Raw genomic sequence first — 13,570 nt, 5'->3', positions numbered from 1 at the left:
ACCTATGCTAAGAAAAATTCTCAAATCCTTCATGGATCTCATCGGCCCCGTTCGCGAGATGCGCCGGCCGCCGTCGAAAGACGGATTGCCGCGCGATCTCACGGGCATGCTCATCGGCGGTCCCCTGGGTGGAAGCGATCCGGTGCTCTGGACCCTGCTGCTGCACAACGACCCGGCCCAGGATACTCCGACACGGCAAAGCGACCGCTGCGCCAAACCCTCCGCGGGTCGCCGGGCTGTCTGCAGGCCGGCTGCGGCCTATGCCGCGCCGGGCGGCGGGCTGGCCCCGCTTAGACGCAAGCCGAAAGCGGTTTAGTTGCCGGCAGCCTGCGCGGCGATGCGCGCGAAGATCTCGTCCTGCTCGGCGGCCAGGGTCTCTAGGGCTTCGCCGCCGTCCTCGTAAGGGGCGAAGACCGCCGAGGGGGCCTTGTAGCTGAGGTCGGCGGTGCCGTCCGCATTCTCCGTGATGTAGAAGCGGACCGGTGCCTCGATGCCGGCGGCGGTGCTGGCCTCCAGCATGCGGACCGCGAAGTCAGGGCGGTAGACCCCGATCACCATGTTGCCGGGGATCGTCTTGTTGAGGACACGCTTGGCCCCCAGGGTGGCGCTGGCCCGGGAAACCAAGCCCATCTTGTTGTCGGTGATCGCCTTTTCCAGGCGCTCCACCAGGCTGGCGTAGCTGTGCTGGGTCTTCAGCACCTGCCATCCCGGCAGGCCGCCGGCGGGCAGATCGGCGTTGGCGGACGGCGCGGCCAGACCCAGGGAAAGAGCCATCAGGCCGGCGATAAACAATGCGTGCATGTCTGAAGTCTCCCCCCGGCTGGGCCGCCCCTTGTGGCCATCGGACCACCCTAGCCGCCGGAGCCGCTGGCCGACGTAAATTCCCTGTGATTTGGGGGTTCAGCGATTATGCTCGCCTTCCATGACAAGCACCGATTCGCGTCTGCCCGATCTCAGGCGCAACCCCTTCGACTGGAGCCCGCTGGGCGGGCTGGTGATGCGACCCTGGTACGACCGCTGCGCCCTGCATCTGGTGGCCGGCTGGTACCTGCCGCTGTCGCGCGCCTGGGCGGCGGCCCTGGCCAACGGCGGCGACGAGGCCGGCTTCGCCCAGTCCGCCGGGCTGGCGTCCTTTCCCGGCGGGCTGGTCGGCCGCAGCCTGCAAGGGGCCATCGCCAAGACCCTGCGGCGCCACGACCGCCACAAGGCGGCTGACGGCCACTGGCTGGAGACCTACTTCGCTTCCAGGGTGCCCGGCGACCGGGATCTGGTCGAAGCAGAGCAGCAGCGCATCGATACCGCCAGTTCCCTGATGACCGCCCGCATGGGTTTCCTCATGGCCCGGCGCCGCATCCCGGCAGTGCGCTGGCAGGTGAGGGCGCCGGACCACCTGGAACTGCCGGAGACCGGCCACGGCGATGCCGGGACCTGCATCTCGCTGCCGGTGCCGCCGGACTGCGCCCTGCCGGCGGTGGAAGAGTCCCACCCCGTTCTCGGGCCCTATGGCCGTGAGTATTGGCTGCGCTTCGCCTCGCCCGGCGGCACCGGCGATACCGCCTGGGCGCGGGTCTTCGAGCCGGAGGGTGTCGACAACCCTCCCACGCTGATCAGCCTCCACGGCATCGGCATGGAGGTCGACGACTGGCGCGATGCGGTGGACAGCGCCCCCACGCTCACCCGAAGAGGCCTGCGGGTCATCCGCCCGCAGGGGCCCTGGCACGGCCGCCGGCGAATCGCCGGCTGCTACGGCGGCGAACCGGCCATGTCGCTCGGCCCTGAGGGTTTCATAAAGCTCTTCGCTGGCTGGGGTGCGGAGGTGGGTGTCCTGGTCGACTGGGCCCGGCGAAACGGTAGCGCCAGGGTCGCCCTGGGCGGGGTCAGCCTGGGGGCTCTGACCAGCCAGTTGACGGCGGTGGCCGCCACTGCCTGGCCGGAGAGCATGCGTCCGGACTGCCTGTTGCTGGTGGCGACCAGCGGCGACCTGCTGGGCGTGGCCACCGCCGGCAGCCTCTCGGCCGCTGTGGGCTACCCCGAGGCCCTGGCCCGTGCCGGCTGGACCCAGGCGGACCTGGAACGCTGCCTGCCGCTGGCGGAGCCGCGCGGGCCCACGGCCATGCCGGCGCAGCGGATCGTGGTGGTGCTGGGGGAGGCGGATACGGTGACCCCCTTCGCCGGGGGCCTGGCGCTGGCACGGCGTTGGGGGGTGCCGCCGGAGAACCTCTTCATCCGCCGCCAGGGCCACTTCTCGGTCTCCCTCGACCTCTGCCGCCAGCCGCAGCCCTTCGATCGCCTGGTGGCGCTGCTCAATTCCGACTAACCGACTGATAGTGAACGGGTTCAACGGCGGCTGGGAAGGCAGGCAACCGCCGCTGCCCTTGCGCTGCCTTGCGCTTTGCCTATAGTCCGGCCCCATGAGCGCATGCAGCATCTCTCTGGGCATCGACAAGCCGGCGGCGGCGACCCGTGTGGTCGTGGCCATGTCGGGCGGTGTCGATTCCTCGGTCACCGCCGCCCTGCTCAGCGAGCAGGGCTATGACGTCGTGGGCATCACCCTGCAGCTCTACGACCACGGCGCGGCGCTGGCCAAGAGGGGTGCCTGCTGTGCCGGGCAGGACATCTACGACGCCCGCCGGGTGGCCGAGCGGCTGGGCTTTCCGCACTACGTGCTGGACTACGAGTCGCGCTTCCGCGACGCGGTGATGCAGGACTTCGCCGACAGCTATCTGCGCGGTGAGACGCCGATCCCCTGCGTGAACTGCAACCAGACGGTCAAGTTCCGCGACCTGCTGGCGACGGCGCGTGATTTGGGGGCCGATTGCCTGGCCACCGGCCACTACGTCCAGCGGATCATGGGTGAGGGCGGGGCCGAGCTGCACCGCGCCGCCGACCCGCGCCGCGACCAGAGTTACTTCCTCTTCGCGACGACCCGCGAGCAGCTCGACTTCCTACGTTTTCCCCTGGGCGGCCTGTTGAAGGACCAGGTGCGGGCCGAGGCCGAACGCCTGGGCCTTGCGGTGGCCGACAAGCCGGACAGTCAGGACATCTGCTTCGTGCCCCAGGGCTCCTACGCCGCGGTGGTGCAGAAGCTGCGCCCCGGCGCCGCCGATCCCGGCGACATCGTTCATATCGACGGACGTGTCCTGGGCCGCCACAAGGGCATCATCCACTACACCGTCGGCCAGCGCCGCGGCCTCGGCATCGGTGGCGAGGAGGAGCCGCTGTTCGTCGTCCGCCTGGACCCCGAGGCGCGCCGCGTCGTGGTCGGGCCGAAGGCGGGGCTGGCGCGGGACAGCGTGCGGCTGCGCGGGCTGAACTGGCTGCCGGCGGAGGCGCCGGCCCCGGAGGGCCGGAAGGTTGCCGTGAAGCTGCGCTCGGTCAGCGAGCCGGCGCCCGCGACCCTCTATGCGCATCCCGGCGGCACCGCCGAGGTGGTGTTGGAGACGCCGCAGTTCGGCATCTCCCCGGGCCAGGCCGCCGTCTGCTACGATGGCGACCGGGTGCTGGGGGGTGGCTGGATCGCCGCCGCCGAGACCCGTCTCGCCGCCTAGCTACCCCCGGCATGCAGCAGCGAAGGATCGAACGCAAAGTGGAGTCGCCCTCATGTCCCTCGACAACTTGACCGATCAGATGAAGTCTCAGGCCGCGCTGAACCCGCCGCTGGGCTATCGCGTGCTGTTCGATCTGGGCGATGACGGGGCGATCCTCTGGGACGGCCGGGAAACCCCGGCGGAGATCGCCGTGGTCGACGGCGGTGCCGACGGCGGCGGCGAGGTGGACACCACCCTGCGCATCAGCGTCGATCAGCTCGGCAATCTGGTGGCCGGCAACCTGGACCCGACCCTGGCCTACATGACCGGCAAGCTGAAGATCGAAGGCTCCATGGGCGTTGCCATGAAGCTCGCCGCCATGCTGGGCGATTGAACGGCCGGGCCGGTTCCGTCAAAACATGAAGTCCTCTAGGCAAGCCGGTCCCTGACCCGATCAGCGATCTGCACCAGGTCTTCGCGTGGCAGGGTCGGAAAGTCGCGGCTGGTGACCCAGGTCATGCCGCTCGGCAGTTTCTCCTCGATGAGCTCACCGCGGATCATCTGATCGGAAAGCGCATCGCCGGCACGATGTGGCGCCAGGTGAAGATGGAGATGGGCAACGCCGTCGCCGAAGATATAGACGTAGACGACCTCCGCCCCGGTTTCCTCTTTCAGCGCCCGCGTGCAGGCTGCCAAGACTGGCCCGAAGGTCTTTGCCTCATCGCCGTCGAGCTCGGTTATGAAGGCGATGTGGCGCTTGGGTTCGAGATAGGCAAAGCCCGGCACGACCGATGACAGGCTCACTGTGAGCCGCCAGTGCGCATCCTGCCAGACCTCGATGCGGCCCAGTTCTTCATCCGCCGCGGCACCGCGGCACATCGGACAGTCGCTCTTGTCGTTCATGCACCGAACGCCCGGGTCTGCGAACCCTGTTCGCCCCGGCGAACCGCCTGCCGGGGCTCCTCAGGCGAGAGAAGGTGCCGGCGAAGGCGCTATTCGGCGGCGCTGACCTCTTCGGCGGCGCGCTTGGCGGCGTGCCGGGCGCGGGCTTCGGCTTCCGCCTTGGCCTTGGCGACGGCGGCCTCGGCCTCCTGGTTGAGGTGGAACATCTCCAGGTCCTCGTCCTCGGCGGTGGTCACCGGGGTGAGCGCCAGGTCCATGTAGTCCTTGGCGGCCGGGTCGGCCTCCAGGCGCCGGCGCATGCGGTGCAGCTTCCAGGCGTAGACCCCCATGCCCCAGTAGTTGCGCAGGGTGCGCAGGACGTTCTTGGGATAGAAGATCAGGGCGTTCTCGCGCGGGAACTCCGGCCGGCGCTGGTCGCGCACGCGGCGGCGGAAGTAGCCGCACTGCTGAGGGTGCAGCCGCTCGAAGCGCATGGCGCCATAGACCTGCAGCAGGTTCTGCCAGATGCGCACCGGCTTGATGCCGTCGGCGATGGCGCGGCGCATCAGGGTCTCGGCATGCTCGATGGTGTAGTAGGTGTCCCAGGCGTCCCAATAGGCCTGCTGCAGCTCTTCGGCGGACATCAGCGGATGCTCGAAGGTGACGCATTCCAGGTCGTACTTGTTGAGGTCCGGGTCCATCCAGACGCCCTTCTTGTAGAGGGTCTGGTGGTCTTCGGAGCCGGGAAGGGGCGTCAGGATCGAGAGTTCCAGGATGTCCACCGGGATTTCCCGCTGGACGATCTCCAGGTCGCGCTTGACGGTTTCCGGCGTGTCGGCGGGCATGCCCATGATGAAGCCGGCATAGGTGATCACGCCCTGGGCCCGCCAGGCCTGGAACATCTTGCGGTACTCGGTGATCTTGTTCTGGTTCTTCTTCATCTCCTTCAGGTTGGCCGGATTGATGTTCTCCAGCCCCACGAAGGCGTGCTTGCAGCCGGCGGCCCGGGCCTTCTCGATGAAGTTCGGGATCTTGTGGCAGAGGGCATCCACCTGGATGAGGAAGCGGATGTCGATGCCCTCGGCGCGCAGTTCTGCCATGCGGTCGAAGATCGATTCCCAGTTCTTGTTCCGCGCGAAGTTATCGTCGGTGATGAAGTAGTGGGTGATGCCCTGGGCGTGGTTGGCGCGGATCAGGCGTTCGATATCGTCGGCGCTGCGATAGCGCGACTTGCGGCCCTGCACGTTGATGATGGTGCAGAAGCTGCACTGGAAGGGGCAGCCGCGCCCGGCATCGAAGCTGCTGATCAGCCCGTCATAGCGGCGCACCATGCGCTCCGGCAGGAAGGGCGTCACGGCGCCCTGCAGGTCGGGCAGATTAGCCATGGTGTTGTAGATCGGCTCCAGTTCGCCGGCCATGGCATCGGTCAGCACCCTGTCGAAATGCTCCTCGGCCTCGCCGGCATAGAGCGAACAGCCCATGTCCAGGGCTTCCTGCAGGCTCTCGTGGATGCCCGGCAGCATGGAGATGCAGCCGCTGACGTGGAAGCCGCCGATGGCCACCTGCAGGCCGGCGTCGCGGAACTGGCGGGCGATGTGCAGCGCGCGGGGGTATTGGTTCGACTGCACGCCGACCAGGCAGACCAGGCCGCCGGGGCCGCCCGGGCCGCTCTGCCCCTTTGCCGCCGCCTTGTGGCGGGCGATGATCTGCTTGAAGGGCAGGACGACGTTCATCTCGTCGTAGGCGTCGATTTCGATATCGACGTTCTCGCCCAGGACCTTGCGTTCCTGGACGTCCAGCAGCAGCCCGTAGAGCGCGGCCAGGGAGTTGGAGGGGATCCAGGCCTTCCACCACTGGATGACGTAGCCGTCCTTGTCGTAGTGCGACGGCTTGATCAGGGTGACGTGAAAGGTGCGCTTTGCCGTCGCGGGCTGCGCAGGCACGGCGCCAGCCTTCTCTGTGGCGGTCGCAGACATCGGATAACCCCCCTTTGCCCGGCGGCTCTAACCCATGGTTAACGCGGAACCTAACATGATCGATTAGAATATACTATACGGTCCATCTGCGCCCCGGCACCGAAGTCAAGCCGAAGTCAAGCCAAAGCCAAGTCCGTGCTATACCAAGGCCTTGCCGATCCCGGCGGGGAGGGAACATGAAGGTCGTCGCCATCGAGACCCTGCGGCTCGAGGCCTATCCGAATCTGCTGTGGGTGCGGCTGATCACCGACGCCGGTCTGGTCGGCTTCGGCGAGACCTATTTCGGCGCCGGCGCCGTCGAGGCGCATATCCACGAGATCCTGGCCGTCCGCCTGCTCGGCCGCGACCCCCTGCAGATCGAGGCGCTGAACCGGGACCTCCTGGCGCTGCCGCTGGCGCAGGCCTCCACGGGGGCGGAGACCCGCGCCGTCTCGGCCATCGACCTCGCCCTCTGGGACATCTTCGGCAAGCTCTGCGGTCAGCCGGTGCACCAGCTTCTGGGCGGCCTCTGCCACGAGTCCCTGCGCATCTACAACACCTGCGCCGGGACCCACTACACCCGCGGCGCCGACCTGCGCCCGGTGGCCAACTGGGCCTTGGATGCCAACCGGAACGCGGGCGCGGGGGAGGGGGCGGACGCCGTGCTTGGCGCCGATGACCTCGACGCCTTCATGACCCGGGCCGACCGGCTGGCCGAGGACCTTCTGGCCTCCGGCATCACCGCCATGAAGATCTGGCCCTTCGATCCGGCAGCCCGGGAAAGCGGCGGCCGCGCCATCTCCTCCGACCAGCTCAAACAGGCGTTGGAGCCCTTCGAGAAGATCCGCAAGGCCGTGGGCGACCGGATGGAGATCATGGTGGAGTTCCACTCCCTGTGGAACCTGCCGGCGGCCAAGCAGATCGCCCGGGCGGTGGAGCCCTACGCGCCGACCTGGTACGAGGACCCGATCCGCATGACGTCGCCCCAGGCGCTGGCGGACTATGCCCGCGCGACGCCGGTCTGGGTCTGCGCCAGCGAGACCCTGGGCTCGCGCTTTCCGTATAAGGACCTCCTGGAGCGCGACGCCGTGGACGTGGTGATGGTCGATCTGGTGTGGACCGGGGGCCTCACAGAGGGCCGCAAGATCGCCGCCCTGGCCGACACCTGGCACCGGCCCTTCGCGCCTCACGACTGCACCGGCCCGCTGGCCTTCGTCGCCGCCATCCATGCCGCCTTCAGCCAGCCCAACAGCCTGATCGTCGAGTCCGTGCGCGCCTTCTACACCGGCTGGTACCGGGAACTGGTGACCGCCCTGCCGCGCATCGAGCAGGGCCGCGTCTACCCCATGGCGGGCCCGGGCCTGGGCGCGGAACTGGCACCCCCGGTCTTCGAGCGCCCGGACCTGACCATGCGCCGCTCGGAAGCCTAGGTTCGGCGCCAAATTCGGCGGAAACCGCCGGGTTGCCGGCGGCAGGAGCCGAAGCCGCTTGACAGCGCCCCGGGGGAGGCCATATACGGCTGCGCGGCCCCCGTGCTAGGGTGCCGGTCTTCCTCTGGCGGGGTAGCTCAGCTGGTTAGAGCAGCGGAATCATAATCCGCGTGTCGGGGGTTCAAGTCCCTCCCCCGCTACCATCTGTATCAACCCTCGAAGGTCCTGACGATCTTCGGGGGTTATTGCATCGATCACGGTGGCCAGGCTGCCATGCAAGGCCATGCTGCAGGGCTGCTGCGGGCTCGACCAAGGCGTCCTTCGTACCCAGTAGCGGACCCGACGTCCGATTGCCTTCCAAGGCACAGCAGGCGTTGATTCGTAGGCTACGCAAACTGCTTTGATGCAAGTCTGCTTTCGTACTCCAGAGACCTGGCTTCGGGTAGCGCCTCAGTGAGCAGTCCCACAATGTTCAGAACACCTGTCTCGACACCGGGGCGAGTCTCAGCCAGCGGAGCCGCCGTGGACTTCAGCATTGACCGAAAGGCTTCAATCGTCATCCAGGGCTCTTCATAGACGGTATTGAGCTCTTCGCTTCGATGGGCCAGCCAGAGGGCGGCCGCAGCGGCGGTACAGGCTGTGGCATAGGACGTGCCGTCGCCGGTCTCGGCGTATTCGCCCGGGCCAACGCGGCCATCTCCCTGTGTAGCATCGGCGCGAAAGATCTCGTCTGCCGGAGCAAATATGTCGATAAAGCCCCGAAAGGGCTCTGCGTGCTCCCGCCAAATTGTTCGGTTGGGACTGATGCCGCCGGCGCAGATTGAGCGAAAGTACTTGCCGGGATAGGTGACGTGGTCCGAGACGTTGTTCCCCGAAGCAGCAACGGTGATAACGCCGCAGTCATAGGCATGATCAACGGCACGACCCATGTTCTTCGCCGGAGACCCAAAGGGGATACCCGGTGTTCCCAAGGACATGGAGATGACACTGCAATCGGTATCGTTGACCGCGTGGCGGATCGCTTTGCCGATTGCACTCACGTGCCGATTTATCAGGCGCGATAAGACGACAGTGTTGGTGGCACGATAGGGAACGACCGGACAGTCCGGGGCGACGCCGCGCATCGTGCCGGGCAGATTGCCGTACATCACGCTGCCGATCCTGGTGCCGTGCCCGGGGAAGCCCTTGTAGTTTAACGGGTCTCTCGGTGAGCGTTCATCCGTCTCAATGAAGTTCGTCCATTGGTCTGTGATGAGGTTGTTCGGCTCGCCGTTCCAGGGGCCGAAGACAGCGTGCTCTGTATACCCGGTGTCGATGTGGGCGATCCGCACATCCTTGTAATCGATGTCACCGGTCGCAGGATCCACCATGATCTGCCAGGCCTCATCGGCCCGTATTTCTTTGATGTGCCAGTTTCTATTTGACATCGTTGCTGCCTCCGCTGCGTTGCTCATTGAAACCGCGATCTGGGGTCAGCGCTCCTCCCCGCGGTCGCGACGCCTGGGTTCCTAGAAGGTGAACTCAAAGTGCGTCGTTTGTTGCCAGCTGTCCGACTCTGGCGAACGCGCCGGCAACCTGGGCAGCGTGCTCGGCGGCCCTGACCAGCTCCTTGATGTCGTCTGTCAGGCCCTCCAGCTTTTCGTTTGCTGTGAGGATCCCATCGGTGAGGGCTACGTAAGTGCTATTGCTTTGTGCGAGATTTCGGACATTGAGCGCAATGCGCTCACACAGGAGAATCTCAACGATATCCAGCAAGATGAGTTGCTGAGAGCCAGACGCCGACTCTTGAGCTTTTTGGATTGCTGCAATTGCGTCGTCGATAGCCTGGCTCGCCTCGCTGTATGTTGTGGTCATGAGCATATCTTTCTTCATAGAGAAGCTGTGGCCCATTGGGATTAGGAGTTCAGGGCGTCAGCGACAGCCTTGAGGTCCTTGGCCCGCTCGAAGAAGATCTGAGTCTTGCCGTAGCTCGTCTGGTCACCTGCCCGCTCGAGCTCAGCCTGAGTTTCCGCCAATGTGTCCAGCGCTGCCGGCATGGCTGCGAGCAAGCCTTCGGACCGCTTCAGTTCGCGCACTTCTATCTGCGCTTCCAGGCCGGTCGCAGCCGCTGCTGCGAGCCGAAGGCAACGATTCATCTTGATCGTTTGGATTGTGTTGACTTGACGCTTGATCGTCTGTGAATGGGATCACAGAGCGTCTTCGCAGTTAGGCTTAAGATGCGGCCCTAACCGGATATGCCGTGCACATAGGCAAGTGGAATTTGATCCACTCGGCCGCCTGCTGACCGCAAGACAAATTGCGGTCTGTGGGAGCAACGGGAGGAGGCTCTTGGTGCCGCAGTCATTCAAGTTGACGGGAACGCAACCTGATCCGAGCAGCGCCGACACCAGCAATTCGTTGACCGGAAAGATGCAACTGATGCTAGAGTTTGATCCCGAGTACGGGCAATTGGGGGGTGCCTTCAGGGTCTCTTTGAACCGGATGTCCTGCATTGATGGCACGCCATCACTTGGCCCGGGACACTGGATGTCTCTTTGGCGAGTCGGTCAGGTAACGGGAGGAGGGGCAACCGGATGAATACCTGCGATGACCTTGAGAAGCCGCCAGGTTCGATAGGACCAGCCATCTTTAAGGACCCCGAATCGGATCGCCGAATCATCTTGGCGACACCGTGTGGAGACGAGCGGCTCTATAGGGGTCGGGTGCATCATACCTTCCCGCTTGACCAGGCCGTTGAGCGGCTTGTCGGTGGTACGACACTGCGATTGCTGCCCGGAAAGTACTACCGCGCCGTGGACGTGAAGGCGAAGCGTGGAGGTGAATCAGATCCGATTGTCATCGAAGGAAGTCTCGGTCCTGACGGGAGTCTGCAGAGCCAGATCTGCGGGACAAACGCTGCCGGCGCGATCTATCCGGACCTTCCAACCCGCAATGACTATGCTTTCTTTAAGGTGCGCGGCTGCAGACATCTTATCCTCAGGCAGATGCACGTTGAAAGCTGCTGGCCCAGCTTCGTCTACGCCGAGCACTCCTCGTCTCTGACAGTCGAGGGTGTTGTTGGCCAGGACGGTACTTACCTTGTCTTCGTTCGGGGGCCGGATTCACGTGATATTGCCGTTCGGGGTTGTCGATGGGTCCAGGATCCGACCGGCACCATGTGGTCTGCCATAGACTGGAGTCACACCCATCACGGCCCCTATGCATACTACAACGGTGCGCTGGTTGGCGGCATAGACCTGGAGAGCGGTCTGGAGGTTGTGGGAAATGTAGTGGAGCACGCCTATAACGGCGTTCGATTCACAACGAGTGCAAAAAGCAAGAACGAAATTCTGGGACGCTTCAACGTCAATGTCCGAATCCATGGCAATGAGTTCTCCAACATAAGAGACAATGTCATCGAACCGGAGCGGACGCTGATCAACTGGCACATCTCCGATAACCGGATGAAGAACACCCACGCGCCTTTCTCTATCCACGACTTTGTCGGTGGATATCTTTACATCTACGGAAACCGGATCTGGTTTGATGACCGCGGTGGCGCCGACTATCAGGGGCACCGCGGAGGAAAGATCTTCAAGCTTCGTCCTAAAGGGCCGATGCCGGATCACCCAATCCACATCTTCCATAACAGTGTCTATTCGCGAACTTTTCTCATAAAGAAGGCGCGATCGCGTAATTTTGTTCATCGGAATAACGCAGTACAGTTCTGCGAACCGAGCGCTCATGACCTCCCTTGTTTGTGTCGGGGCTGTCGTGAGTTTCTGAATAAGTTTCCCGTTGATGGCGATGAGCATCCACTGCCATGGGACAAGAGCGTGGTGTTTGACGGTGATGCGAGCAATAGGAGCTTTGGCAAGACCCTCGCGGATGCGGGTCAGGAAGAGAACGGAATCAAGAGGGATCAGCTGGGATTCGTGGACCCTCTAAGCGGAGACTTTGCGCTTCTGGCGCAGAGCCCGCTGCGCGATGCTGGACTTGTCTTTACATTGGAATCCAAACGGGATCTGCCAGAAGACCAACTAAGTTGGTCTAATTGGGCCAGGCCCGGTAGGCCGCATATCGGCGCAGTGCAGAAGGAAGATGGCGCGATTACGTTGCCGTTTGTGCCGGTATCATAAGAGTAGTGCGCTGAAGGTCCCAGTAGGGAAGTGTTGATTCGTGAATCTGTAATGAAATTGTGCCCAAGACAAACGACAAAAAATTCATGATTTGTAGGCTTGGACGCATGCCTGTGCTCGGTTGACGGAACAACTAATCTGGCAGTCATGTTAAATCCTGAGTAACCCGAGATCTAGGGGAGGCGGTTATGATGGGACAAAGAGAAACCAATTCCTGTGGCTGGAATGCGCCAATTCGGACATGGAGCATTGTAGGCCGCCGTAACCGGTCAGCAGACAACCCCGAACTCAGGCGGCGCAGACGAAGACTCGTTCGCAGACCGTCTCGCTTGCTCGCAGAACACCGGGGTTGTGGTTTGCACGGCAGGCCTTGTGGGCTGATTTTTCTCAGTATGGGAACGAGAGAGCGGACCCAAAGGGAGCTTCGCGGGTTCTCGCCGGAGGGGCAGTTCCACTGTCCTATCGTCGGATCTCGGGCGATGGCGATAGCGGCGTGCGCATCGGAAATGCCATGAAGTGCGGTCAGTGCGAAGCCGAGAATGCAAGAGACCGCCGGTTCTGCAGCTGCTGCGGGGAGCCGTTGGTTATCGCATGCGCGGCTTGTGGATTCGCAAACACGCCTGATGCGTGGTTCTGCGGGGGCTGTGGACTAAGGTCTTCGGCTGCCGATGAGCCGGTACGCGAAGGAGTCGCGCCGGGCGGCTCTTCGGAGGCCGTCCCGGGTATCGAGGCCGAGCACAAGCTGGTCACGGTTCTGTTCGCGGACATCAAGAGTTCGCTGGAGCTCATTGAAAATCTGGCTACGGAGCAAGCTCGTACTGTTCTTGACAGTGCTTTGCAGGTGATGATCGAGGTTGTTCAACGCCACCACGGTACCGTAAATCACGTACTCGGCGATGGCATCATGGCGTTGTTCGGGGCACCGCGCGCCCAAGAGGATCATGCCATCCGCGCCTGTCACGCAGCCCAGGCGATCCTCGCCGGCGTCAAGAAGCTTCCTGACGGCCGGGGCTCGAACCCACGCCACCCGCTTCAGATACGCGTCGGCATCAGCTCAGGTGAGGTTCTGGTGCGGGTCGTGCGAAGCAATGCGGCGCTTCCCTATACCGCCGTCGGTGTGACGGCCCATCTCGCCCACCGCATGGAGGAGTTGGCCAGGGCAGGCACTGCCTATCTTACCGAGGACACGGCGCGTCTGGTCAGAGGCCAGGCGAAGCTCACACCCATCGGCCCGGTGTCGGTTAGGGGCCTGGACCGAAAGGTCGTGGCTTACGAACTCGCGAGCGTTACGGACCTAACCAATCGATTCCGCGCGTCCATGGACCGCGGTCTGAGCCAGTTCGTCGGACGACAGAGGGAGCTGCGCAGTCTGCACGAGATCTTCGACCTGGCTGCAGCAGGCAACGGCCAAGTGGTCACCATCGTCGGACAGCCGGGTATCGGAAAGTCGCGCCTATGCCATGAGTTCAGCCGGTCCGAGCATCTGAGCGAGCACCTGCTGTTGCGGGCTGAGGCGGCATCGCACGGCACCGCCATTCCGTGGTTGCTGATTGCGCGGGTTCTGCGTGCTTTCTTCAGGCTTGACGACGGTGACGACATCGCCGAGGTGCAGGAGAGAGTCAAATCCGACTTGAACGACCTCGATCCCAAGCTTCTCG

At 64.1% G+C, this 13,570-nt stretch carries 13 protein-coding genes and 1 tRNA gene; 8 read left to right on the top strand and 6 right to left on the bottom strand.

Annotated elements, in window-relative coordinates; translation table 11 throughout:
* Window positions 1-31: 31 nt before the first annotated feature.
* The gene (locus tag Q0996_RS07440) at window positions 32-316 is read left to right on the top strand and encodes a hypothetical protein (RefSeq protein WP_299617230.1); all 285 of its coding nucleotides are present in this window, start codon (window positions 32-34) and stop codon (window positions 314-316) included.
* Here the strand turns inward: Q0996_RS07440 and Q0996_RS07435 are convergent.
* Entirely contained in the window at window positions 313-801 is a 489-nt protein-coding gene (locus Q0996_RS07435; protein WP_299617228.1) for a DUF302 domain-containing protein, read from the bottom strand. The genes Q0996_RS07440 and Q0996_RS07435 overlap by 4 nt on opposite strands.
* Window positions 802-922: 121 nt before the next feature.
* Here Q0996_RS07435 and Q0996_RS07430 point away from each other — a divergent pair, with 121 nt between their 5' ends.
* The 3 genes from Q0996_RS07430 (at window position 923) to Q0996_RS07420 (ending at window position 3,921) form a co-directional block, all read left to right on the top strand.
* The gene (locus tag Q0996_RS07430; RefSeq protein ID WP_299617226.1) at window positions 923-2,317 is read left to right on the top strand and encodes an alpha/beta hydrolase; all 1,395 of its coding nucleotides are present in this window, start codon (window positions 923-925) and stop codon (window positions 2,315-2,317) included.
* Window positions 2,318-2,411: 94 nt separating this feature from the next.
* Window positions 2,412-3,548 (top strand): tRNA 2-thiouridine(34) synthase MnmA, encoded by a 1,137-nt coding sequence (gene mnmA, locus Q0996_RS07425; RefSeq protein WP_299617224.1) that lies wholly within the window; start codon window positions 2,412-2,414, stop codon window positions 3,546-3,548.
* 52 nt (window positions 3,549-3,600) lie between these two features.
* The gene (locus tag Q0996_RS07420; protein ID WP_299617222.1) at window positions 3,601-3,921 is read left to right on the top strand and encodes an SCP2 sterol-binding domain-containing protein; all 321 of its coding nucleotides are present in this window, start codon (window positions 3,601-3,603) and stop codon (window positions 3,919-3,921) included.
* A 35-nt stretch (window positions 3,922-3,956) separates the two neighbouring features.
* On the opposite strand, the gene Q0996_RS07415 is transcribed toward Q0996_RS07420, so the two are convergent.
* Together Q0996_RS07415 and Q0996_RS07410 are read right to left on the bottom strand one after the other, a co-directional pair.
* Window positions 3,957-4,430, bottom strand: coding sequence for an HIT family protein (locus Q0996_RS07415; protein WP_299617220.1), 474 nt, complete (start codon window positions 4,428-4,430; stop codon window positions 3,957-3,959).
* Window positions 4,431-4,519: 89 nt separating this feature from the next.
* A complete protein-coding gene (locus tag Q0996_RS07410; RefSeq protein WP_299617218.1) occupies window positions 4,520-6,352 on the bottom strand; it encodes a radical SAM protein in 1,833 nt (610 codons plus the stop codon).
* A gap of 209 nt (window positions 6,353-6,561) precedes the next feature.
* Between Q0996_RS07410 and Q0996_RS07405 the strand changes: the two genes are divergently transcribed.
* Both Q0996_RS07405 and Q0996_RS07400 read left to right on the top strand, forming a co-directional pair.
* A complete protein-coding gene (locus Q0996_RS07405) occupies window positions 6,562-7,794 on the top strand; it encodes a mandelate racemase/muconate lactonizing enzyme family protein (RefSeq protein ID WP_299617216.1) in 1,233 nt (410 codons plus the stop codon).
* Window positions 7,795-7,920: 126 nt separating this feature from the next.
* Window positions 7,921-7,997: transfer RNA gene (locus tag Q0996_RS07400), tRNA-Met, on the top strand.
* Between the two features lie 183 nt (window positions 7,998-8,180).
* On the opposite strand, the gene Q0996_RS07395 is transcribed toward Q0996_RS07400, so the two are convergent.
* The 3 genes from Q0996_RS07395 to Q0996_RS07385 all read right to left on the bottom strand — a co-directional run bounded on the left by Q0996_RS07395 (window position 8,181) and on the right by Q0996_RS07385 (window position 9,929).
* Window positions 8,181-9,221: a S8/S53 family peptidase gene (locus tag Q0996_RS07395; protein WP_299617214.1), complete on the bottom strand. Its 1,041-nt coding sequence runs from the start codon at window positions 9,219-9,221 to the stop codon at window positions 8,181-8,183.
* A gap of 94 nt (window positions 9,222-9,315) precedes the next feature.
* Window positions 9,316-9,648, bottom strand: coding sequence for a hypothetical protein (locus Q0996_RS07390; protein ID WP_299617212.1), 333 nt, complete (start codon window positions 9,646-9,648; stop codon window positions 9,316-9,318).
* A 41-nt stretch (window positions 9,649-9,689) separates the two neighbouring features.
* The gene (locus Q0996_RS07385; RefSeq protein WP_299617210.1) at window positions 9,690-9,929 is read right to left on the bottom strand and encodes a hypothetical protein; all 240 of its coding nucleotides are present in this window, start codon (window positions 9,927-9,929) and stop codon (window positions 9,690-9,692) included.
* 438 nt (window positions 9,930-10,367) lie between these two features.
* Here Q0996_RS07385 and Q0996_RS07380 point away from each other — a divergent pair, with 438 nt between their 5' ends.
* Complete coding sequence (locus tag Q0996_RS07380; RefSeq protein WP_299617208.1) at window positions 10,368-11,912, top strand: hypothetical protein; 1,545 nt, start codon at window positions 10,368-10,370, stop codon at window positions 11,910-11,912.
* A 493-nt stretch (window positions 11,913-12,405) separates the two neighbouring features.
* On the top strand, window positions 12,406-13,570 hold a 1,165-nt coding region (locus Q0996_RS07375), incomplete at its 3' end, for an adenylate/guanylate cyclase domain-containing protein (protein WP_299617206.1).

Source organism: Pelagibius sp., assembly GCF_028289705.1.
Classification (GTDB): domain Bacteria; phylum Pseudomonadota; class Alphaproteobacteria; order Kiloniellales; family Kiloniellaceae; genus Pelagibius.
The sequence above is the reverse complement of the archived record's forward strand: the minus strand, read 5'-3'. Positions and strand labels throughout refer to the sequence as shown.

Bases quoted from the DNA above. Each gene is read 5' to 3' on its own strand.
- Q0996_RS07440 (WP_299617230.1), top strand. From the start codon at position 32: ATGGATCTCATCGGCCCCGTTCGCGAGATGCGCCGGCCGCCGTCGAAA.
- Q0996_RS07430 (WP_299617226.1), top strand. From the start codon at position 923: ATGACAAGCACCGATTCGCGTCTGCCCGATCTCAGGCGCAACCCCTTC.
- Q0996_RS07395 (WP_299617214.1), bottom strand. From the start codon at position 9,221: ATGTCAAATAGAAACTGGCACATCAAAGAAATACGGGCCGATGAGGCC.
- Q0996_RS07435 (WP_299617228.1), bottom strand. From the start codon at position 801: ATGCACGCATTGTTTATCGCCGGCCTGATGGCTCTTTCCCTGGGTCTG.
- Q0996_RS07385 (WP_299617210.1), bottom strand. From the start codon at position 9,929: ATGAATCGTTGCCTTCGGCTCGCAGCAGCGGCTGCGACCGGCCTGGAA.
- Q0996_RS07390 (WP_299617212.1), bottom strand. From the start codon at position 9,648: ATGACCACAACATACAGCGAGGCGAGCCAGGCTATCGACGACGCAATT.
- mnmA (WP_299617224.1), top strand. From the start codon at position 2,412: ATGAGCGCATGCAGCATCTCTCTGGGCATCGACAAGCCGGCGGCGGCG.
- Q0996_RS07405 (WP_299617216.1), top strand. From the start codon at position 6,562: ATGAAGGTCGTCGCCATCGAGACCCTGCGGCTCGAGGCCTATCCGAAT.
- Q0996_RS07420 (WP_299617222.1), top strand. From the start codon at position 3,601: ATGTCCCTCGACAACTTGACCGATCAGATGAAGTCTCAGGCCGCGCTG.
- Q0996_RS07415 (WP_299617220.1), bottom strand. From the start codon at position 4,430: ATGAACGACAAGAGCGACTGTCCGATGTGCCGCGGTGCCGCGGCGGAT.
- Q0996_RS07380 (WP_299617208.1), top strand. From the start codon at position 10,368: ATGAATACCTGCGATGACCTTGAGAAGCCGCCAGGTTCGATAGGACCA.